Origin of the sequence: Streptomyces paromomycinus, assembly GCF_003865155.1 — a bacterium.
Taxonomy (GTDB): Bacteria; Actinomycetota; Actinomycetes; order Streptomycetales; family Streptomycetaceae; genus Streptomyces; species Streptomyces chrestomyceticus.
The window spans coordinates 8,608,692-8,632,605 of record NZ_BHZD01000001.1; the positions used below are offsets into that span (position 1 = coordinate 8,608,692).

Here is a 23,914-nt window from a genome sequence, read left to right on the forward strand (position 1 = left end):
CTGCTGAAACATCATTGCAAGGAGCCGACCGTGTCCGACGAAAACAAGCTTCGTAGCTACCTCAAGCGAGCCATCGCGGACGCCCAGGACGCCCGCGCCCGGCTGCGCGAGGTGCAGGAGCAGGCGGCGGAGCCGGTGGCGATCGTGGGCATGGGGTGCCGCTTCCCCGGTGGCGCGGGCAGCCCGGAGGACTTCTGGAAGCTGCTGGCCTCCGGTGGTGACGCGGTGGGTGGTTTCCCGACCGACCGTGGCTGGGATCTGGAGGGCATCTACGACCCGGACGGTGAGCGTGAGAACACCTCGTACGTCGCCCAAGGTGCCTTCCTGCAGGGGGCAACCGAGTTCGATGCCGGGTTCTTCGGGATCAGCCCGCGTGAGGCGCTGGCCATGGACCCGCAGCAGCGCCTGCTGCTGGAGTCGGCCTGGGAGGCGCTGGAGCGTGCCGGCATCGACCCGGCATCCCTGAAGGAGAGCGCCACCGGTGTCTTCGCCGGCGGTTTCGCCTCCGGATACGGCATCGGACTCTCCTGGGCAGCCGGTGAGGGCGGCTCCGGTGTCGAGGGCCACCTGATGACCGGCAACGCGACCAGCGTGCTCTCCGGCCGGCTGTCGTACGCCCTGGGCCTGGAGGGCCCGGCGGTCACGGTGGACACCGCCTGTTCCTCGTCGTTGGTCGCACTCCACCTGGCTGTTCAGGCACTGCGGCTGGGAGAGTGCTCGCTGGCCCTGGCCGGTGGTGTCACGGTGCTGGTCTCCCCGGGGACGTTCGTGGAGTTCTCCCGTCAGCAGGGTCTGTCGGCGGATGGCCGGTGCCGGGCGTTCTCGGAGGATGCGGACGGTACGGGTTGGGCCGAGGGCGTCGGCATGCTGGTGGTGGAGCGGCTGTCGGACGCGCGGCGCAATGGCCACAAGGTGCTGGCGGTGCTGCGGGGCAGTGCGGTCAACCAGGACGGCGCGTCGAACGGCCTCTCGGCGCCCAACGGCCCGTCCCAGCAGCGCGTCATCCGGGCGGCGCTGGCCAGTGCGGGTCTTTCGGCGTCCGAGGTGGACGTGGTGGAGGCGCACGGCACCGGCACCACGCTCGGCGACCCCATCGAGGCCCAGGCGCTGCTGGCCACCTACGGCCAGGAGCGTCCGGAGGGGCGGCCGCTGTGGCTGGGGTCGGTGAAGTCCAACATCGGTCACACCCAGGCTGCTGCGGGTGTGGCGGGTGTGATCAAGATGGTGCTGGCACTCCAGCACGGTCAGTTGCCGCGGACGTTGCATGCTGATGTGGCGTCGTCGCATGTGGACTGGTCGGCGGGTGAAGTGCGGTTGCTGACGGAGTCGGTGCCGTGGCCGGTGGGGGAGCGTCCGCGTCGGGCGGGGGTGTCGGCGTTCGGTATCAGCGGGACCAACGCCCACGTGATCCTGGAGGAGGCGCCGCCGGTGGAGTCCGGCGAGGCTGGTGAGTCTGCCGGGGGCGGTCCCGGAGCGGCCGAGTCGACCGGGACGGCCGGATCGGTGGCGGATGTGGCGCCGGTACTGGCGGGTGCTGGTGCGTGGGTGGTGTCGGGGCGTACGGCTGAGGCGTTGTCGGCGCAGGCCGGGCGGCTGCGGGAGTGGGTGTCGGCCCGTCCGGAACTGCGGTCGGCCGATGTGGGCTGGTCGTTGGCGGCGACGCGTTCGGCGTTCGAGCACCGGGCGGTGGTGCTTGGTACGGAACGTGATGCCCTTCTCGATGGCGTGCACAGCCTGGCGGCCGGTACGTCCTCGCCTGTGGTGATGTCGGGGGTGGCTCGGCCCGATGTCCGGGTGGGTCTGATTTTTGCGGGTCAGGGTGCGCAGTGGGCGGGTATGGGCCGTGGTCTGTATGCGGGCAGTGCGGTGTTCGCCGAGGTCTTTGACCGGGTGTGCGGGCTGCTGGAGCTGGAACTCGGGGCCGGGGTGCGTCTGCGAGACGTGGTTTTGGGTGCGGAGGGGGTGGACGCTGGGCTGGCGGATCAGACGCTGTATGCGCAGGCTGGTCTGTTCGCCTTCGAGGTGGCTCTGGCGGCGGTGCTGAAGGCTGCTGGTGTGGTGCCGGATGCGGTGGTGGGTCATTCGGTGGGCGAGGTGGCCGCTGCTCATGTGGCGGGGGTGTTGTCGTTGTCGGATGCCTGTGCGCTGGTGGCGGCTCGTGCCCGGTTGATGCAGGAGCTGCCCCGGGGTGGGGCGATGGCGGCGATCAACGCAGCGGAAGCGGCGGTCGTCGCCTCGTTCGACGAGGTGTCGGCTGCGGTGTCGGGTGAGGTGGCTGTCGCGGCGGTCAACGGCCCCGAGTCGGTGGTGATCTCGGGTGCGGCCGAGGCAGTCGATGCGGTGGTGGAGCTGTGGCGGGACCGGGGTTTCCGAGTACGGCGCCTGCGGGTCTCGCACGCCTTCCACTCCCCAGCCATGGACCCGGTCCTGGACGAGCTTGATGGTGTGGCGCAGGGGCTGGTCTATCACCGGCCTGAGGTGATGTGGGCGGGCGCCCTCACCGGTGAGCTGGTGTCCGACCCGCAGGCCGGTTACTGGCCTGCGCAGACCCGCCAGGCCGTCCGGTTCGCGGACGCGGTGGCCACCCTCGCGCGGGAGGGCGTCTCGGTCTTCCTGGAAGTGGGCCCGGACGGTTCGCTTTCCTCGCTGGGGCCCGATGCGGTGGCCGGCGTGGACGGTGCGGAGGCGGCGTTTGTCGCACTTCAGCGGCGCACCGAGGACGGCGCCACGGACCCGGTGACCGGTCTGGCCCGTGCTTTCGTCCACGGTGCGCCGGTGGACTGGAGGCGTGTGCTGCCGGTCGGTGAGCAGGTGGAGCTGCCCACGTACGCCTTCCGGCACCAGCGCTACTGGCCCGAGGGGATCGTCTCGCTGATGCCCCCGACAGCCGGTGGCGCGAATCGGATCACCGCGGGCACCGAGGCGGAGGCCGAGTTCTGGGCGGCCGTCGAGGGAGAGGACCTTACCCGGCTCGCCGAGACGCTGGACGTGGACGGCGACCGGCCGTTCAGCGAGGTGCTGCCGGCACTGGCCTCCTGGCGGCGACGCGATCTGGAGCGCTCCCTGACTGCCGACTGGCGCTACCGCACCACCTGGGCAGTCGTGGCCGAGCCCGACGCTCGTGTGCTGTCCGGTACGTGGCTGGTTGCCGTCCCGGCGGAGTCGGCTGCGGCGGAGCTGGTGCAGGGCTGCATCGAGGCGCTGAGTGCCCGGGGTGCCGAGGCCGTGGTAATTGATATCCCGGTTGGGGCGGCGGACCGGGCTGAACTGGCCGCGTTGCTGATGGGTGCGGCGGATGTGTCGGCCGTGTCTGGTGTGCTGTCGCTGCTGGCGCTGGACGAGACTCCGCTGTCGGATCACCCGGCGGTGCCTGCCGGTCTGGCTGCCACCCTGGGCTTGGTGCAGGCTCTCGGTGATGCCGGGGTTGAGGCGCCGTTGTGGGTGGCGACGTCCGGTGCGGTGGCGGCCGGTGCGGAAGAGGTCCTGTCCCGTCCGGTGCAAGCGCAGGTGTGGGGCCTGGGCCGGGTGACCGGTCTGGAGCACCCGGAGCGTTGGGGTGGTCTGGTCGATCTGCCGGAGACGCTCGATGAGCGGTCCGGTGCGCGGCTGGTGGCGGTGCTGGCCGGTTGCGGTGAGAACGAGGTGGCTCTGCGGCCGTCCGGAATCCTGGGTCGCAGGCTCGCGCATGTCTCGGGCCGTGGTGTGCGCGAGAGCTGGTCGCCGCGGGGGACCGTACTGGTCACCGGCGGTACCGGTGCCATTGCCGGGCATGTCTCGCAGTGGCTGGCCGGCCGGGGTGCGGAGCGCCTGGTGTTGGCCGGCCGTTCCGGTCCGGCAGCAGCCGATGTCGCGACACAGGTCGCGGAGCTGGCCGTCGCGGGTGTCCACGTGGACGTGCTCTCCTGTGACGTCAGCGAACGCCGCCCGCTGGAGGCTCTGCTGGGCTGGATCGGCCGCAGTGGTCCGGAGCTGTCCTCGGTGATGCACACCGCGGGTGTGCTGGACGACGGTGTGCTGGACCGGCTCTCGGTCTCCCGCCTGCAGTCGGTGCTGGCAGTCAAGGTGCGCGGCGCGATGCTGCTGGACGAGCTGACCGCGGACCTGGACCTGGACGCTTTCGTACTGTTCTCCGCTGCGGCTGCCACCCTGGGCGGCCCGGGGCAGGGCAACTACGCGGCAGCCAACGCCTTCCTGGACGCGCTGGCGGAGAACCGGCGCGCCCGTGGACTGAACGCGCTGGCGGTGGCCTGGGGCCCGTGGGCCGGCGGAGGCATGGCCGAGTCCAACGAGGCGGTCCGCTCCCGGATGCGGAAGATGCCCATGCCGCCGATGGACCCGCAACTCGCGGTCCGCGCGCTGTCCGAGGCGTTGCAGGGCCCGGATGCCGCAGTCGCCGTCATGGACGTGGACTGGCCGCAGCTGGCATCCGACGCCGGTGCCACGGGGATGCTGAAGCGGCCGTTGGTGCGGGACCTGCCTGAGATTCGTCAGCTGCTCGCGGCGGCGGGGAACACGGTCACCGTAGCGCCTGCGGAAGGTGAGCTGGCCCGTCAGCTGGCTGGGCTGGACCGTTCGGAGCAGGAGCGGATGCTCACCGACGTGGTGCGCGGCGAGGCTGCGGTGGTGCTGGGGTACGGCACGACTGATGTGGTCGAGGACCGTCGGGCGTTCAAGGACCTCGGGTTCGATTCGCTGACTGCGGTCGAGCTGCGTAACCGCCTGAACGCGGCGACCGGATTGCGGCTGCCGTCGACTCTGGTCTTCGATTACCCCACCCCGCTGGCACTGGCTGCCTTCCTGCGCGACGAACTGACCGGGCAGCAAAAGGGCACGGCCGCTCCGGTGATCACCGTGGTGGCGGCGCCTGCGGATGAGCCGCTGGCGATCGTCGGGATGGCGTGCCGATTCCCCGGTGGAGTGGGCAGTCCGGAGGAGTTCTGGGAGTTCCTTGCTTCCGGTGGCGACGGCGTGGGTGACTTCCCGGCCGACCGTGGCTGGGACTTGGAGAGTGTGTACGACCCGGAGGGGGAGCGCGAGGGGACGTCGTATGTTGCGCAGGGTGCGTTCCTGCGGGAGGCGGCTGAGTTCGATGCGGGGTTCTTCGGGATCAGTCCGCGTGAGGCGTTGGCGATGGATCCGCAGCAGCGGCTGTTGCTGGAGACGTCCTGGGAGGCGCTGGAGCGTGCCGGCATCGATCCGGCGTCGCTGAAGGAGAGTGCCACCGGTGTGTTCGCCGGTGGTTTCACCTCGGGGTATGGGCTTGGGCTGTCGCTCGCCAATCAGGGGGATTCTGGTGCCGAGGGGCATTCGCTGACGGGGAATGCGACGAGTGTTCTGTCCGGTCGGGTGTCGTATGTGCTGGGTCTTGAGGGTCCGGCGGTGACGGTGGACACGGCGTGTTCGTCGTCGTTGGTGGCGCTTCATCTGGCGGCGCAGGCCGTACGGTCGGGCGAGTGCTCGCTGGCGCTGGCTGGCGGAGCGACAGTGATGGCGACGCCGGGTACGTTCATCGACTTCTCCCGTCAGCAGGGCCTGTCTGCCGATGGCCGCTGCCGGGCGTTCTCGGAGGATGCGGACGGTACGGGCTGGGCCGAGGGTGCTGGCATGGTCGTGGTGGAGCGGCTGTCCGATGCCCGCCGTAACGGGCACAAGGTGCTGGCGGTGCTGCGGGGCAGTGCGGTCAATCAGGACGGTGCGTCGAATGGTCTGACTGCGCCGAACGGTCCGTCGCAGCAGCGGGTGATTCGTGCGGCGTTGGCCAATGCGCGGTTGGCGCCGGGGGACGTGGATGTGGTCGAGGCTCATGGCACCGGGACCACGCTCGGTGACCCGATCGAGGCGCAGGCACTGCTGGCGACGTACGGTCAGGAGCGTGGTCAGGGTGGCCCGTTGTGGCTGGGGTCGGTGAAGTCCAACATCGGTCACACTCAGGCTGCTGCCGGTGTGGCGGGTGTGATCAAGATGGTGCTGGCGCTGCAGCATGAGCGGCTGCCGCAGACTCTGTACGCCGAGGTGCCGTCCTCGCACGTGGACTGGTCAGCCGGTGCGGTGCGGCTGCTCACCGAGCCGGTGCCTTGGTCGTCCGATGGGGGCCGGGTGCGGCGGGCTGCTGTCTCGGCGTTCGGCATGAGCGGCACCAACGCCCATCTCATTCTGGAGGAGGCTCCCGCAGCGGAGGAGGCCGGAGCTGTCGAGGAGTCCGGGGAACCGGTGGTTCCGGTAGCCCCGGTAGCCCCGGTGGTTACTGGTGCCGGTGCGTGGGTGCTGTCTGGGCGGACTGCTGAGGCGTTGGCTGCGCAGGCGGGGCGGTTGCGGGAGTGGGTGTCGCTTCGTCCGGCTCTTCGGCCGGTTGATGTGGCGTGGTCGTTGGCGGCTACGCGGTCGGTCTTCGAGCATCGTGCGGTGGTCGTGGGTGGGGATCGGGAGCAGGTGCTGGCGGGGCTTGGGGACCTGACGTCCGCTGTGCCCTCGGGCTCGCTCGTTTCGGGCGTGGCCCGCTCCAATGCCCGTCCGGTGTTTGCCTTCGCTGGTCAAGGTTCGCAGTGGCTGGGCATGGGACAGGAGCTGGCGCGTACCTCCCCGGTGTTCGCGGCGCGGCTGGCGGAGTGTGCGGCGGCGTTGGCCCCGTATGTGGACTGGTCGCTGACCGATGTCCTGGCGGGATCGGAAGGTGCCCCCGCGTTGGAGGCGGCGGATGTCGTCCAGCCCGCGCTGTGGGCGGTGATGGTCTCCCTCGCTGCTGTCTGGGAGGCGGCCGGTGTCGCCCCGGAAGCCGTCGTCGGCCACTCGCAGGGAGAAATCGCCGCTGCCACGGTGGCCGGAATGCTGTCGCTTGAGGACGGCGCGCGTGTGGTGGCGTTGCGGTCGCGTGCGCTGAAGGTGCTGGCGGGCGCGGGCGGGATGCTGTCGGTGAGCCGTCCGGCATCGGAGGTCCAGGAGCGCCTGGACCGCTTCGGGGAGCGTGCCGCGCTGGCGGCGGTCAACGGCCCCTCGGCCACCGTGGTGTCCGGCGAACCGGAGGCCCTAGAGGAGCTGAAGGCGGAGTTCGAGGCGGCGGGCGCCCGGGCCCGCATGGTCGCGGTCGACTATGCCTCGCATTCGGCTCAGGTGGACCGGCTGGAGGAAGAGATCACCACCGTCCTGGCTGAGGTCTCCCCGCGCCGGGGCCGGGTCCCGATGGTCTCCGCGATGACCGGCGAGACCCTGACCGGTGAGGAGCTGGACGCCGGGTACTGGTTCCGCAGCCTGCGGGCGACGGTGCATTACGACCGCGCGGTGCGGGTGCTGGCGGGTCGTGGTCATCAGGTGTTCGTCGAGGTGACGCCGCATCCGGTGCTGATGGGCGCGATGAACGACACCCTCGTGGACCTGGCCCAGGAGACGGGTGGAGAGCCTGCTGCCGTGTGCGGAACGCTCCGCCGTGACGGCGGCGGCGCCGAGCGCCTGCTGACCTCGCTCGCCGAAGCGTTCGTCGCTGGCGTGTCGGTGAACTGGTCCTCGGTGCTGCCCGTCGGCGAGCAGGTGGAGCTGCCGACGTACGCATTCCGGCGTCGCCGGTACTGGCCGGAGGGCATGCTGGTCCTGCCGATGCCCGGTCCCACGACCGCCGGTTCCGCCGGGTCCAGCTCTGACGCGGAGGCGGCGTTCTGGGCGGCCGTCGAGGACGGAGACCTGTCCGGGCTGGGTGACACGCTGGCCTTGGAGGGCGGGCGTCCGTTCAATGAGGTGCTGCCGGCGCTGGCGTCGTGGCGGCGTCGCGAACGGGATCGTTCGACCACTGCCGGTTGGCGTTATCGCACGGGCTGGTCGGCCATTGCCGAGCCGGATGTCCGGCTGCTGTCCGGTACGTGGCTGGTCGTCGTCCCCGTGGAATCGGCTGCGGCGGACCTGGCACAGGACTGCATCGAAACGCTGAGCGCCCGGGGTGCCGAGGCCGTCGTGGTTGAGATTCCGGCTGGGACGGCGGACCGGGCTGAGCTTGCGGTATTGCTGGCGGGTGCGGTGGATGTGTCGGCCGTGTCCGGTGTGCTGTCGTTGCTGGCGCTGGACGAGACGCCGCTGCCGGACCACCCGGTGGTGCCCGGCGGCCTGGCCGTCACTTTGGGCTTGGTGCAGGCTCTCGGTGATGCCGGGGTCGAGGCGCCGCTGTGGGTGGCCACGCGCGGTGCGGTCGCGGCCGGGCGAGGCGAGGCGCTGTCCCGTCCGGTGCAGGCGCAGGTCTGGGGCCTGGGTCGGGTGGTTGCGCTGGAGCATCCGGAGCGTTGGGGTGGTCTGGTTGATCTGCCGGAGGTGCTCGATGAGCGTTCCGGTGCGTGGCTGGTGGCGGTGCTGGCCGGCTGCGGTGAGAACGAGGTTGCCATTCGGGCGGCCGGAATCCTGGGTCGCAGGCTTGCGCATGTCTCGGGCCGTGGTGTGCGCGAGAGCTGGTCGCCGCGGGGAACCGTACTGCTCACCGGTGGTACCGGTGCCATTGCCGGGCATGTCTCGCAGTGGCTGGCCGCTCGGGGTGCCGAGCGTTTGGTGCTGACCAGCCGTTCGGGCCCGGCGGCTGTGGGCGCGGCCGCGCTGGCGGCCGAACTCGCGGCGGCCGGTTCCGCCGTGGAGATCGTTGCTTGTGATGTCAGCGAACGGGACGGCTTGGCCGGGATGCTGGGCCGGATCGATGCGAGCGGTCCCCGGCTCTCTTCGGTGATGCATACCGCGGGTGTGTTGGATGACGGTGTGGTGGACCGCCTCGACACGGCGCGGCTGGAGAGCGTGCTGGGGGTGAAGGCGCACGGTGCGGTGCTGCTGGACGAGCTGACCGCGGACCTGGATCTGGACGCGTTCGTACTGTTCTCCTCGGCCGCCTCCACCCTCGGTGGGCCGGGGCAGGGTAACTATGCGGCGGCCAATGCCTTCCTGGACGCGCTGGCGGAGAACCGGCGCGGTCGTGGGCTGGCCGGTCTGGCGGTGGCCTGGGGCCTGTGGGGCGGTGGCGGGCTGGGCGAGTCGAGCGAGGTTATTCGGTCTCGGATGCGTCGGATGCCGATGCCGCCGATGGATCCGCAGTTGGCTGTGCGGGCGTTGGGTGAGGCGTTGGATGGTCCGGATGCCGTGGTGACGGTGATGGAGGTGGACTGGGCTCAGCTGGCATCCGGTGCCGGCGCCACGGGGATGCTGAAGCGGCCGTTGGTGCGGGACCTTCCTGAGATCCGGGAGCTGTCCGCAGCTTCCGGCCGTACGCCGGCCTTGGTGTCGGTGGAGGGTGAACTGGCCGCTCGGGTTGCGGGGCTGTCCCGCTCGGAGCAGGACCGGGTGCTGACCGGCGTGGTCCGCGCCGAGGCTGCTGTTGTGCTCGGGCACGATTCGGCGGACGGGGTGCAGGCGCGGCAGGCGTTCAAGGACCTGGGTTTCGATTCGCTGACTTCGGTCGAGCTGCGTAACCGTCTCAATGCGGCGACCGGGCTGCGGCTGCCGGCCACCCTGGTCTTCGACCACCCCACCCCGACCGCGCTGGCCGCCTTCCTGCGCGGCGAACTGATCGACGACCATCCGGACACCGCCGCCCACACCGCGACTGCCGCTACTCCGGCTGCAGTGGACGGCACGACCACCGCTGCGGATGAGCCGCTGGCGATCGTCGGTATGGCCTGCCGCTTCCCTGGCGGCGCGAGCACGCCCGAGGAGTTCTGGGAGCTGCTGTCCTCCGGCGGCGACGCGGTGGGCGGCTTCCCCACCGACCGCGGTTGGGACCTGGAGGGCATCTACGACCCGGACGGTGAGCGCGAGAACACCTCGTACGTCGCTCAGGGCGCCTTCCTTCAGAGGGCGGCCGAGTTCGATGCGGGGTTCTTCGGGATCAGTCCGCGTGAGGCGCTGGCCATGGACCCCCAGCAGCGGTTGATGCTGGAGACGTCCTGGGAGGCGCTGGAGCGCGCCGGTATCGACCCGTCGTCCCTGCGCGGCAGCCCGACCGGCGTCTTCGCCGGCGGCTTCACTACCGGGTACGGCCTTGGAGTCTCTGCAGCGGCTGGGGAAGGCGGCTCCGGCGTCGAGGGCCACCTGATGACTGGGAACGCGACCAGCGTCCTGTCCGGCCGGGTGTCCTACGTGCTCGGTCTGGAGGGTCCGGCGGTGACGGTGGACACGGCGTGTTCGTCGTCGCTGGTGGCGCTCAACCTCGCCGCGCAGTCGGTGCGTTCCGGAGAGTGCTCGATGGCCCTGGCCGGAGGTGTGACCGTAATGGCTACGCCGTCCTCTTTCGTGGAGTTTTCCCGGCAGCAGGGGTTGTCGGCTGATGGCCGGTGTCGGGCGTTTTCGGAGGATGCGGACGGTACGGGTTGGGCTGAGGGTGCCGGTGTTCTGGTGGTGGAGCGGCTGTCGGATGCGCGGCGTAACGGGCATCGGGTGCTGGCTGTTGTTCGTGGTACGGCGGTGAATCAGGATGGTGCGTCGAATGGTCTTTCGGCGCCGAACGGTCCGTCGCAGCAGCGGGTGATTCGTGCGGCGTTGGCCAATGCGCGGTTGGCGCCGGGGGACGTGGATGTGGTCGAGGCCCATGGCACCGGGACCACGCTTGGTGACCCGATTGAGGCTCAGGCGCTGCTGGCCACCTATGGCCAGGAGCGTTCGGAGGGGCGGCCGCTGTGGCTGGGGTCGGTGAAGTCCAACATCGGTCACACCCAGGCCGCGGCCGGCGTTGCCGGTGTCATCAAGATGGTGCTGGCACTCCAGCATGGTCAGCTGCCGCGGACGTTGCATGCTGATGTGGCGTCGTCGCATGTGGACTGGTCGGCGGGGGAGGTGCGGTTGCTGACGGAGTCGGTGCCGTGGCCGGTGGGCGAACACCCGCGCCGGGCGGGGGTTTCGGCGTTCGGCATCAGCGGCACCAACGCCCACGTGATCCTGGAGGAAGCTACGCCGGTGGAGTCCGGCGAGGCCGGGGAGCCTGCCGAGGCCGGTCCCGGAGCGGCCGGGGCTCTTGAGGGTGCGGGTGCGTGGGTGGTGTCGGGGCGTACGGCTGAGGCGTTGTCGGCGCAGGCCGGGCGGCTGCGGGAGTGGGTGTCGGCGCGTCCGGGGTTGGGTGCGGCCGATGTGGGCTGGTCGTTGGCGGCGACGCGGTCGGCGTTCGAGCACCGGGCGGTGGTGCTCGGTACGGAGCGTGACGTGCTGCTGTCCGGTCTGCACAAGCTGGCCGCTGGTATGTCCTCGCCCGAGGTGGTGTCGGGGGTGGCCCGGCCGGATGCCCGGGTGGGTCTGGTCTTCGCGGGTCAGGGTGCGCAGTGGGCGGGTATGGGCCGTGGTCTGTATGCGGGCAGTGCGGTGTTCGCTGAGGTGTTTGACCGGGTGTGCGGGCTGCTGGAGCTGGAACTGGGGGCCGGGGTACGTCTGCGGGACGTGGTCCTGGAGGGTGACGGCGACGGTGACGGTTCCGCTGCTGGGCTGGCGGATCAGACGCTGTATGCGCAGGCTGGTCTGTTTGCTTTCGAGGTGGCTCTGGCGGCGGTGCTGAAGGCTGCTGGTGTGGTGCCGGATGCGGTGGTGGGCCATTCGGTGGGTGAGGTGGCTGCGGCCCATGTGGCGGGGGTGTTGTCGTTGTCGGATTCCTGTGCGCTGGTGGCGGCCCGGGCCCGGCTGATGCAGGAACTGCCCCGGGGTGGGGCGATGGCGGCGGTCAACGCCGCTGAGGCGGCGGTCGTCGCCTCGTTCGACGAGGTGTCGGCTGCGGTGTCGGGTGAGGTGGCTGTCGCGGCGGTCAACGGCCCGGAGTCGGTGGTGATCTCGGGTGTGGCCGAGGCGGTCGATGCGGTGGTGGAGCTGTGGCGGGACCGGGGTTGCCGAGTACGGCGCCTGCGGGTCTCACACGCCTTCCACTCCCCGGCGATGGACCCGGTCCTGGATGAGCTCCGTACCGTTGCGGAGGGATTGGAGTTCCGTCGCCCGGAGGTGATGTGGGCCGGTGCCCTCACCGGTGAGCTGGTGTCCGATCCGCAGGCCGATTACTGGCCCGCGCAGACCCGCCAGACCGTGCGCTTCGCCGACGCGGTGGCCACCCTCGCGCGGGAGGGCGTCTCGGTCTTCCTGGAAGTGGGCCCGGACGGTTCACTCTCCTCCCTCGGCCCGGATGCGGTGGCCGGCGTGGACGGCGCGGAGGCGGCGTTTGTCGCACTTCAGCGGCGTGACGACGAAGGTGCTGCGGCCCTGCTGACCGGTCTGGCCCGCGCTTTCGTCAACGGTGCCCCGGTCAACTGGGCGTCGATGCTGCCCGCCGGTGAGCAGGTCGAGCTGCCCACGTACGCCTTCCGGCACCAGCGCTTCTGGCCGGAGGCTCCGGCGGCGCTGTCGGCCGGTGCCTCGGGCACCGGCCGGGAAGGAGCGGGTAGCGCGGCCGAGTCGGCGTTCTGGTCGGCTGTCGAGAACGGTGACGTGACGCAGCTGGCGGACACCCTGGCGGTGGACGGCGACCGTCCCTTCCACCAGGTGCTGCCCGCACTGGCGTCTTGGCGACGTCGCGAGCTGGACCGTTCGGCTACTGCTGACTGGCGCTACCGGACTGTCTGGTCGCCCATTGCCGAGTTTGACGCTCGTGTGCTGTCCGGTATGTGGCTGGTTGCCGTCCCCGCAGAGTCGGCCGCTGCGGAGCTGGCGCAGGACTGTATCGAGGCGCTGAGTGCCCGTGGTGCCGAGGCCGTGGCGGTCGAGGTTCCGGCTGGGACGGTGGACCGGGCCGAGCTGGCGGCATTGCTGACGGGTGCAGCGGATGTGGCGGCCGTGTCCGGTGTGCTGTCACTGCTGGCGCTGGACGAGACGCCGCTGTCGGACTGTCCGGTGGTGAACGCCGGCCTGGCTGCCACCCTGGGCTTGGTGCAGGCCCTCGGTGATGCCGGAATCGAGGCGCCGCTGTGGGTGGCGACGTCCGGTGCGGTGGCGGCCGGTGCTGAAGAAGCCCTGGCCCGTCCGGTGCAGGCGCAGGTGTGGGGTCTGGGCCGGGTCGTAGCGCTGGAGCACCCCGAGCGCTGGGGTGGTCTGGTCGATCTGCCGGAGGCGCTCGATGAGCGGGCCGGCGCACGGCTGTGTGCGGTATTGGCCGGTTGCGGTGAGAACGAGGTGGCTCTGCGGCCGTCCGGAATCCTGGGCCGTCGGCTTGCGCGTGTCACGCGACACGGTTCCGGTGAGAACTGGTCGCCGCGCGGCAGTGTGCTGATCACCGGAGGGACAGGCGCGATCGCGGGGCATACGGCGCGCTGGCTCTGTGCTGAGGGCGCTGAGCGGCTGGTGCTGACCAGCCGCTCGGGTCCTGCGGCGGAGGGCGTGGCGGTGCTGGCCGCGGAGCTTGCGGAGGCGGGCAGCGCGGTTGAGGTGGTGATGTGTGATGTGAGTGAAAGGGCGCCGCTGTCTGGCTTGTTGGATTGGATCGGTCGTAGCGGGCCGGAGCTGTCCTCGGTGATGCATACCGCGGGTGTGTTGGATGACGGTGTGGTGGACCGCCTGAACGCTGGGCGGTTGGAGACTGTGCTGGGGGTGAAGGTGCAGGGTGCGGTGCTGCTGGATGAGCTGACCGCGGGCCTGGACCTGGATGCGTTCGTACTGTTCTCTGCTGCGGCTGCCACTTTGGGTGGTTCGGGGCAGGGTAACTATGCGGCGGCCAATGCTTTTCTGGATGCGTTGGCGGAGGAGCGGCGTGGTCGTGGGCTGGCGGGCCTGGCGGTGGCGTGGGGGCCGTGGGCCGGTGGTGGTATGGCTGCGTCGAGTGGTGCGGTGCGGGCGCGGGTTGAGCGGGGTGCGATGCCGCCGATGGATCCGCGGCTTGCGGTCCGTGCGCTGTCCGAGGCGTTGCAGGGCCCGGATGCCGTCGTTGCCGTCATGGATGTCGATTGGGCGCAGCTGGCTTCCGGTCCGGGGGCCGTGGAACTGTTGAAGCGGCCGTTGGTGCGGGACCTGCCCGAGATTCGTCAGCTGCTCGCGGCGGCGGGGAACACGGTCACCGTAGCGCCTGCGGAAGGTGAGCTGGCCCGTCAGCTGGCTGGGCTGGACCGCTCGGAGCAGAAGCGGTTGTTGACGGAGGTGGTGCGGGCGGAAGCCGCTGTCGTGTTGGGCTATGGCTCGGCCGGTGCGGTGGAGGACCGTCGGGCGTTCAAGGATCTGGGGTTCGATTCGCTGACTGCGGTCGAGCTGCGTAACCGCCTGAACGCGGCGACCGGATTGCGGCTGCCGTCGACTCTGGTCTTTGATTACCCCACTCCGCTGGCACTGGCCGCTTTCCTGCGCGGTGAGCTGACCGGTGGGGAGGCGGGCACCACTGGTGCTGCGGCGGTCACCGTGGTGGCGGCCCCTGCGGATGAGCCGCTGGCGATCGTTGGTATGGCGTGCCGCTTCCCTGGCGGGGTGGGCAGCCCGCAGGAGTTCTGGGAGCTGCTGGCCTCCGGTGGCGACGCGGTCGGTGACTTCCCGTCAGACCGCGGCTGGGATTTGGACGGCCTCATTGACCCGGAGGGTGAGCGCGAGGGGACGTCGTATGTTGCGCAGGGTGCGTTCCTGCGGGAGGCGGCTGAGTTCGATGCGGGGTTCTTCGGGATCAGTCCGCGTGAGGCGTTGGCGATGGATCCGCAGCAGCGTCTGTTGCTGGAGACGTCCTGGGAGGCGCTGGAGCGTGCCGGCATCGATCCGGCGTCCCTGAAGGAGAGTGCCACTGGTGTCTTCGCCGGTGGTTTCACCTCGGGGTATGGGCTTGGGCTGTCGCTCGCCAATCAGGGGGATTCTGGTGCCGAGGGGCATTCGCTGACGGGGAATGCGACGAGTGTTCTGTCCGGGCGGGTGTCGTATGTGCTGGGTCTTGAGGGTCCGGCGGTGACGGTGGACACGGCGTGTTCGTCGTCGTTGGTGGCGCTTCATCTGGCGGCGCAGGCCGTACGGTCGGGCGAGTGCTCGCTGGCGCTGGCTGGCGGAGCGACAGTGATGGCGACGCCGGGTACGTTCATCGACTTCTCCCGTCAGCAGGGCCTGTCTGCCGATGGCCGCTGCCGGGCGTTCTCGGAGGATGCGGACGGTACGGGCTGGGCCGAGGGTGCGGGCATGGTCGTGGTGGAGCGGCTGTCCGACGCCCGCCGTAACGGCCACAAGGTGCTGGCGCTGTTGCGGGGCAGTGCGGTCAACCAAGACGGTGCGTCCAACGGGCTGACCGCGCCGAACGGACCCTCGCAGCAGCGGGTGATCCGTGCCGCGCTGGCCAACGCCGGTCTGTCCACCGCCGACATCGACGTGGTGGAGGCTCATGGCACCGGGACCACGCTCGGTGACCCCATCGAGGCCCAGGCGGTACTGGCGACGTATGGCCGGGACCGTGGTGAGCGGGATGCGCTCTGGCTGGGGTCGGTGAAGTCCAACATCGGTCACACTCAGGCTGCTGCCGGTGTGGCGGGTGTGATCAAGATGGTGCTGGCCCTGCAGTACGGGCAGCTGCCGCGGACTCTCCATGCCGAGGTGCCGTCCTCGCACGTGGACTGGGAGGCCGGTGCGGTGCGGCTGCTGAACGAGCAGACGGCCTGGCCGTCCGACGGCGATCGGGTGCGGCGGGCTGCTGTCTCGGCGTTCGGCATGAGCGGCACCAACGCCCATCTCATCCTGGAAGAGGCCCCTGCGCCGGAGCCCGCCGAGGTGATCGACGGCCTTGAGGACGCGACAACGCCGAAGGCGGCAGCGCTGGCCGCGGACGCTGGTGTCGGTGCTTGGGTGCTCTCTGGGCGGACTGCTGATGCGTTGTCGGCGCAGGCGGGCCGGCTGCGGGAGTGGACGGCGTTGCGTCCGGAGCTGGAGCCGGCCGATGTGGCGTGGTCTCTGGCGGCTACGCGGTCGGTCTTCGAGCATCGTGCGGTGGTCGTGGGCGAGGACCGGGAGCACGTGCTGGCAGGGCTCGGAGGGCTGGCGTCGGGTGTTCCGGCTGGGTCGGTGGTGTCCGGCATGGCCCGCTCCAACGTTCGTCCGGTGTTCGCTTTCGCGGGTCAGGGTTCGCAGTGGGTTGGGATGGGCCGGGAGCTGGCTGAGGTTTCGCCGGTGTTCGCGGCGCGGCTGGCGGAGTGTGCGGCGGCGTTGGCCCCGTATGTGGACTGGTCGCTCAGCGATGTCCTGGCGGGTGCGGAAGGTGCCCCCGCGTTGGAGGCGGCGGATGTCGTTCAGCCTGCGCTGTGGGCGGTGATGGTGTCGCTCGCTGCTGTCTGGGAGGCGACCGGTGTCGCCCCGGAAGCCGTCGTCGGCCACTCGCAGGGAGAAATCGCCGCTGCCACGGTGGCCGGAATGCTGTCGCTTCAGGACGGCGCGCGTGTGGTGGCGCTGCGGTCGCGTGCGTTGAAGGTGCTGGCGGGCGCGGGCGGGATGCTGTCGGTGAGCCGTCCGGCGGCTGAGGTCCAGGAACGTCTGGACCGGTTCGGGGAGCGTGCCGCGCTGGCGGCGGTCAACGGCCCCTCGGCCACCGTGGTGTCCGGCGAGCCGGAGGCCCTGGAGGAGCTGAAGGCGGAGTTCGAGGCGGCGGGCGCCCGGGCGCGGATGGTGGCGGTCGACTATGCCTCGCATTCGGCTCAGGTGGACCGGCTGGAGGAAGAGATCACCACCGCCCTGGCCGGGGTCTCCCCGCGCCGGGGCCGGGTCCCGATGGTCTCCGCGATGACCGGTGAGACCCTGACCGGTGAGGAGCTGGACGCCGGGTACTGGTTCCGCAGCCTGCGGGCGACGGTGCATTACGACCGCGCCGTGCGGGTGCTGGCGGGGCGTGGTCATCAGGTGTTCATCGAGGTGACGCCGCATCCGGTGCTGATGGGTGCGATGAACGACACCCTCGTGGACCTCGCTCAGGAGACGGGTGGAGAGCCTGCCGCGGTGTGCGGGACACTTCGTCGCGACGACGGTGGCGCCGCGCGCCTGCTGACCTCGTTGGCGGAGGCGTTCGTCAACGGGGCGTCGGTGGACTGGGCGTCGGTACTGCCCGCCGGTGAGCAGGTGGAGCTGCCCACCTACGCGTTCCGGCGTCGCCGGTTCTGGCCGGAGGGCATGCTGGCGCTGCCGATGCCTGGTTCCGCGACCGCCGTGGCCGGGTCTGGCTCCGAGGCGGAGGCTGGGTTCTGGGCGGCTGTTGAGGGCGGTGATTTGCGGCGGGTCGCGGAGACGCTGGCTTTGGAGGATGAGGGTCAGCTGGGTGCGGTGTTGCCGGCGTTGGCGTCTTGGCGGCGGCGTGAGCTGGATCGTTCGGCTACTGCTGACTGGCGTTACCGGACCGTTTGGTCGCCGGTTGCCGAGCCGGATGCTGGTGTGCTTTCCGGGGCTTGGGTGCTGCTTGCGCCGGCTGGTTGTGCGGAGGAGCTGCGGCATCAGTGTGTGGCGGCATTGACGGCCCGTGGTGCTGAGGCTGTGGTGGTCGAGGTTCCGGCTGGGGCGGTGGACCGGGCCGAGCTGGCGGCGTTGCTGACGGGTGCGGTGGATGTGCCGGCCGTGTCTGGAGTGCTGTCGTTGCTGGCGCTGGACGAGACGCCGCTGCCGGACCACCCGGTGGTGCCCGGCGGCCTGGCCGTCACTTTGGGCTTGGTGCAGGCGCTTGGTGATGCCGGGGTTGAGGCGCCGTTGTGGGTGGCGACGTCCGGTGCGGTTGCTGTCGGCCGTGGTGAGATGCTGGCCCGTCCGGTGCAGGCGCAGGTATGGGGTCTGGGCCGGGTCGTCGGTCTGGAGCACCCGGAGCGCTGGGGTGGTCTGGTCGATCTGCCGGAGACGCTCGATGAGCGGGCCGGCGCACGGCTGTGTGCGGTGTTGGCCGGCTGCGGCGAGAACGAGGTTGCCATCCGGGCAGCCGGGATCCTGGGCCGCAGGCTTGCGCATGTCTCGGGCCGTGGTGTGCGCGAGAGCTGGTCGCCGCGGGGGACCGTGCTGGTCACCGGTGGGACCGGTGCCATTGCCGGGCATGTCTCGCAGTGGCTGGCCGGCCAGGGTGCGGAGCGTCTGGTGTTGGCGGGCCGTTCCGGCCCGGCAGCAGCCGATGTCGCGGCTCGGGCTGCGGAGCTGGCCGCCGCGGGTGTCCACGTGGACGTGATCTCCTGTGACGTCAGCGAACGCCGCCCGCTGGAGGCCCTGCTGGGCTGGATCGGCCGCAGTGGTCCGGAGCTGTCCTCGGTGATGCACACCGCGGGCGTGCTGGATGACGGTGTGGTGGACCGTCTCGACACTGCTCGGTTGGAGACTGTGCTGGGCGTGAAGGCGCAGGGAGCGGTGCTGCTGGACGAGCTGACTGCGGACCTGGATCTGGACGCGTTCGTGCTGTTCTCCTCGGCCGCCTCCACCGTTGGTGGGCCGGGGCAGGGTAACTATGCGGCGGCCAATGCGTTCCTGGACGCGCTGGCGGAGAACCGGCGCGGTCGTGGGCTGGCCGGTCTGGCGGTGGCCTGGGGCCTGTGGGGCGGTGGCGGACTGGGCGAGTCGAGCGAGGTTATTCGGTCTCGGATGCGTCGGATGCCGATGCCGCCGATGGATCCGCAGTTGGCTGTGCGGGCGTTGGGTGAGGCGTTGGATGGTCCGGATGCTGTGGTGACGGTGATGGAGGTGGACTGGGCTCAGCTGGCATCCGGCGCGGGTGCTGCTGACATGCGGGTCCGGCCGTTGGTGCGGGACCTCCCTGAGATCCGGGAGCTGTCCGCAGCTTCCGGCCGTACGCCGGCTCTGGCGCCTGCGGAGGGCGAACTGGCTGCCCAGGTTGCGGGGCTGTCCCGCTCGGAGCAGGACCGGGTGCTGACCGGTGTAGTCCGCGCCGAGGCCGCCGCCGTACTGGGACATGCCTCGGCGGACGGGGTGCAGGCGCGGCAGGCGTTCAAGGACCTGGGTTTCGATTCGCTGACTTCGGTCGAGCTGCGTAACCGTCTCAATGCGGCGACCGGGCTGCGGCTGCCGGCCACCCTGGTCTTCGACCACCCCACCCCGACCGCGCTGGCCACCTTCCTGCGCGGCGAACTGACTGGGCAGGTGGCAGAGGCCGTAGCTGTGGCGCCGGTTTCCGCAACGTCCGTTGCGGACGAGCCGCTGGCGATCGTCGGTATGGCCTGCCGCTTCCCCGGTGGCGCGAGCACGCCCGAGGGCTTCTGGGAGCTGCTGTCCTCCGGCGGCGATGCGGTGGGTGGTTTCCCGACCGACCGTGGCTGGGATCTGGAGGGCATCTACGACCCGGACGGTGAGCGTGAGAACACCTCGTACGTCGCCCAAGGTGCGTTCTTGCGGGGGGCGGCCGAGTTCGACGCGGGGTTCTTCGGGATCAGCCCGCGTGAGGCGCTGGCGATGGATCCGCAGCAGCGGTTGATGTTGGAGACGTCCTGGGAGGCGTTGGAACGCGCCGGTATCGACCCGTCGTCCCTGCGTGGCAGTTCGACCGGTGTGTTCGCCGGCGGTTTCGCCTCTGGATATGGCCTTGGGGTTTCCGCAGCGGCTGGTGAGGGTGGTTCCGGTGTCGAGGGTCACCTGATGACTGGGAACGCGACCAGCGTCCTGTCCGGCCGGGTGTCCTACGTGCTCGGTCTGGAGGGTCCGGCGGTGACGGTGGACACGGCGTGTTCGTCGTCGCTGGTGGCGCTCAACCTGGCGGCCCAGGCGGTGCGGTCGGGCGAGTGCTCGATGGCCCTGGCCGGTGGTGTCACGGTGATGGCGACACCGGGTACGTTCATCGACTTCTCCCGGCAGCAGGGCCTGTCGGCGGACGGCCGGTGCCGGGCGTTTTCGGAGGACGCGGACGGTACGGGCTGGGCCGAGGGCGCGGGCATGGTCGTGGTGGAGCGGCTGTCGGACGCGCGGCGCAACGGTCACAAGGTGTTGGCGGTGCTGCGGGGCAGTGCGGTCAACCAGGACGGTGCGTCCAACGGCCTGACCGCACCCAATGGCCCCTCCCAGCAGCGCGTCATCCGGGCAGCGTTGGCCAGTGCGGGTCTTTCGGCGTCCGAGGTGGATGTGGTGGAGGCGCACGGTACTGGCACGACGTTGGGTGACCCGATCGAGGCGCAGGCGTTGTTGGCGACGTATGGCCGGGATCGTGGTGAGCGGGATGCGTTGTGGCTGGGGTCGGTGAAGTCCAACATCGGTCACACTCAGGCTGCTGCGGGTGTGGCGGGTGTGATCAAGATGGTGCTGGCACTCCAGCACGGTCAGCTGCCACGGACGTTGCATGCTGATGTGGCGTCGTCGCATGTGGACTGGTCGGCGGGGGAGGTGCGGTTGCTGACGGAGTCGGTGCCGTGGCCGGTGGGGGAGCGTCCGCGCCGGGCAGGTATATCGGCGTTCGGTATCAGCGGGACCAACGCCCACGTGATCCTGGAGGAAGCCCCCGCGATCGAGGCGCGGAGCGAAAGCGCCGGTCGGGAGCCGGCTGTCGCTCTTGAGGGTGCGGGTGCGTGGGTGGTGTCGGGGCGTACGGCTGAGGCGTTGTCGGCGCAGGCTGGGCGGCTGCGGGAGTGGATGAACGCCCGTCCGGAACTGCGGTCGGCCGATGTGGGCTGGTCGTTGGCGGCGACGCGGTCGGCGTTCGAGCACCGGGCCGTGGTGCTCGGTACGGAGCGCGACGCGCTGCTGTCCGGTCTGCACAAGCTGGCCGCTGGTACGTCCTCGCCCGAGGTGGTGTCGGGGCTGGTGCGGCCGGATGCCCGGGTGGGTCTGGTCTTCGCGGGGCAGGGTGCGCAGTGGGCGGGTATGGGCCGTGGCCTGTACGCGAACAGTGCGGTGTTCGCCGAGGTGTTCGACCGGGTGTGCGGGCTGCTGGAGCTCGAACTGGGGGCCGGGGTACGCCTGCGGGACGTGGTCCTGGACGGCAACGGGGCGGAGCTTGCGGATCAGACGCTGTATGCGCAGGCTGGTCTGTTTGCCTTCGAGGTGGCTCTGGCCGAGGTCGTCAAGGCCGCCGGTGTGGTGCCGGATGCGGTGGTGGGCCATTCGGTAGGCGAGGTGGCCGCGGCCCATGTGGCGGGCGTGTTGTCGTTGTCGGAGGCCTGTGCGCTGGTGGCGGCCCGGGCCCGGCTGATGCAGGAGCTGCCCCGGGGTGGGGCGATGGCGGCGATCAACGCAGCGGAAGCGGCGGTCGTCGCCTCGTTCGACGAGGTGTCGGCTGCGGTGTCGGGTGAGGTGGCTGTCGCGGCGGTCAATGGCCCCGAATCCGTGGTGATCTCGGGTGCGGCCGAGGCGGTCGATGCGGTGGTGGAGCTGTGGCGGGGACGGGGTTGCCGGGTGCGGCGCCTGCGGGTCTCACACGCCTTCCACTCCCCGGCGATGGACCCGGTGCTGGATGAGCTTCGTACCGTTGCGGAGGGGTTGGAGTTGCGTCGCCCGGAGGTGATGTGGGCCGGTGTCCTCACCGGTGACCTGGTGTCCGATCCGCAGGCCGGTTACTGGCCCGCGCAGACCCGCCAGACAGTCCGCTTCGCCGACGCGGTGGCCACCCTCGCGGCGGAAGGCATAACCGTCTTCCTCGAAGTGGGTCCGGACGGTTCACTCTCCTCCCTCGGCCCGGACGCGGTAGCGAAGGTGGAGGGCGCCGAGCCCGCCTTCCTCCCGCTCCAGCGGCGCGACGCCGAAGACGCCACAGGCCTGCTGACCGCTCTCGCCCGCGCCTTCACCCACGGCGCCCCGGTGGACTGGACGCGTGTCCTGCCCGCCGGTGAACACGTCGAGCTGCCCACCTACGCCTTCCGGCACCAGCGGTACTGGCCGGAGGCTCCGGCTGCGCTGTCGGCCAATACCTCGGCCACCGGCCGGGACGGAGCGGCGAGCGCGGCCGAGTCGGCGTTCTGGTCGGCCGTCGAGAGCGGTGACCTGGAACAGCTCGCGGACACCCTGGCGGTGGACGGCGACCGCCCCTTCCACCAAGTGCTGCCCGCACTGACCCAGTGGCGGCGGCGTGACCTGGAGCGTTCGACGACTGCCGGCTGGCGCTACCGGATGGTCTGGGAGCCGGTCGCCGAGCCCGACCCGGGTGCCCTGACCGGCACCTGGCTGGTCGTCGTCCCCGCGCAGTCGGCCGCTGCGGAGCTGGTGCAGGGCTGCACCGAGGCGCTGAGCGCCCGCGGTGCCGAGGTCGCGGTGGTCGACATCCCGGCCGGGACCGTGGACCGGGCCGAGCTGGCCGCGTTGCTGGGCAAGGCGGCGGACCCGTCGGCCGTCTCCGGAGTGCTGTCGCTGCTGGCGCTGGACGAGACGCCGCTGCCGGACCACTCGGCGGTGCCTGCCGGACTGGCGGTCACCCTGGCTCTCGTACAGGCCCTCGGTGACGCCGACATCCAGGCACCGCTGTGGCCGGTCACCTGCGGTGCCGTGGCGGCCGGCCCCGGCGAGGTGCCCGTCGGCACGGTACAGGCGCAGGTCTGGGGCCTGGGCCGCGTCATCGGCATGGAACACCCGGACCGCTGGGGTGGGCTGGTGGACCTGCCCGAGGTACTGGACCAGCGCGCGGCTGCCCGGCTGGCTGCGGTCCTGGGCGGCTGCGGCGAGGACCAGGTCGCTGTCCGGGCCACCGGGATACTCGGCCGCCGGATGCGGCATGCCGCCGAAGCCGGCCCCGGCGAGGGGCACTGGACTCCGCGCGGCAGTGCGTTGATCACCGGTGGCACCGGCGCCGTCGGCGGGCACGTGGCCCGGTGGCTGGCCGAGGCCGACGCGGCCCGTGTGGTGCTGACCGGACGCAGCGGACCCGCCGCCGGCGGTGTCGCAGCGACGGCCGCCGAACTGGCCGCCAGGGGAACCCGGGTGGACGTGGTGGCGTGCGACGTGAGTGACCGCTCCGCGCTGGGCGGGTTGGTGTCCTGGATCGGAACGAGCGGACCGGCGCTGTCCACCGTGCTGCACACAGCCGCGGTACTGGACGACGGGGTGGTGGACCGGCTCTCCGCCGAGCGGCTGCAGACGGTGCTGGCGGCCAAGGCCGCGGGCGCCGCTCACCTGGACGAGCTGACGGCCGGACTGGACCTGGACGCCTTCGTACTGTTCTCCTCCGCCGCATCCACCCTCGGCTCCGCAGGCCAGGGCAACTACGCGGCCGCCAACTCCTACTTGGACGCACTGGCGGAGAACCGGCGGGCCCGCGGGCTGACCGGTCTGTCGGTGGCCTGGGGCCAGTGGGGCGGCGGCGGCATGGCTGACTCCAAGGAGGCGATCCGGGAGCGGATGAAGAAGCTCCCGCTGTCCGCGATGGATCCGCGGTCGGCGGTCCGGGCACTGGGCGAGTCGTTGCACGGCCCGGACCCCGTGGTGACGGTGATGGACGTCGACTGGGCCGTGCTGGCGCAGAGCGGGGCAAACCTGACGGAGGTGCCGCTGGTGCGGGACCTGCCGGCGGTGCGTCGGCTGGCCACGGCCGGCAACCGGGCTGCCGAGCAGCCTGCCTCCGCGGAGGGCGAGCTGGCACGCCGGCTGGCCGGACTGGACCGGGCCGGGCAGGAGCGGGCCCTCACCGATCTGGTGCGGGCCGAGGCCGCCATGGTGCTGGGCCATCCCTCGGCCGAGGCGGTGCAGGATCAGCAGGCGTTCAAGGACCTCGGGTTCGATTCGCTGACAGCAGTCGAACTGCGTAACCGGTTGAACACTGCGACCGGACTGCGAGTCCCGGTTACATTGATTTTCGATCACCCCACCCCGGTGGCGGTGGCCGCCTGGTTGCGCACCGAGCTCGCCCCGGACGAGCCGTCTGCGCTGCCGGTACTCGACGACCTCGACCGGCTCGAAGCCGGTCTGTTGAGCGCGGCACCCGACCAGGACACGAACGAACGGATCACAAGGCGGCTGCAAAGCATTCTCTCCAACTGGATCGAAAAGCAGGGCCGGTCGGATTCCGGCAGCGGCGGGGTGGAAATCGAGTCGGCCACACCCGACGAGATGTTCGAGTTTCTCGACAGGGAACTTGGTCTGTCCGACTAGTACTTCGCGCTCACTGACG

General features: G+C 70.8%; 1 protein-coding gene. It reads left to right on the forward strand.

Annotated elements, in window-relative coordinates:
* Positions 1-30: 30 nt before the first annotated feature.
* The gene (locus tag OEIGOIKO_RS36810; protein ID WP_125057670.1) at positions 31-23,895 is read left to right on the forward strand and encodes a type I polyketide synthase; all 23,865 of its coding nucleotides are present in this window, start codon (positions 31-33) and stop codon (positions 23,893-23,895) included.
* Positions 23,896-23,914: the final 19 nt, after the last annotated feature.